Below are 499 nucleotides of genomic sequence, written 5' to 3'. Positions count from 1 at the left end.
GGCCCTGCACCAAGACGAACCGCTGCGGATCGGCGGCATTCAGCTCGTCGGCGTGCTCGGAGAGGGCGCCATCGCCCAGGTGTTCGTCGGCGCCACCGCCGAAGGCAAGCCCGTCGCGGTCAAAACCGTCCGCGCCGCCGCCGCGCGCGAACCCGGTTTCCGTGCCCGCTTCGCCCGCGAAGTGTCCGCCGCGTCCCGCATGGAGAGCCGCTACGCCGTCCCGGTCGTCGACGCCGACACCGCCGGGCCCACACCGTGGTTGGCAACTGCCTACCTGCCCGGCCCGTCGCTCGCCGAAGCCGTGGAAACCCACGGCCGGTTGCCCGGCCGAACCGTGCGCGCGCTCGCCGCGGGCATCGCCGACGCCCTCGCCGCCCTGCACGAAGTCGGCCTCACCCACGGCCGGCTCGCCCCGCACCACGTCGCGTTCGCACCCGACGGCCCGCGCATCGTCGACCTCGGCGTGGCGCGCAGCCCGGACGGGCCGACGGTCACCGAC

The 499-nt window shown here is 75.6% G+C and carries 1 protein-coding gene; it reads left to right on the top strand.

Annotated features, from left to right (window positions below; all coding sequences use genetic code 11):
- Positions 1-499, top strand: a 499-nt coding sequence (locus tag AC1DSF_RS30710) for a protein kinase domain-containing protein (protein ID WP_478184090.1), incomplete at both ends; no start/stop codon positions are given.

The sequence above is a fragment of the Variovorax sp. 01N429 genome (assembly GCF_056399425.1).
This window is presented reverse-complemented; position numbering and strand designations above follow the sequence as displayed.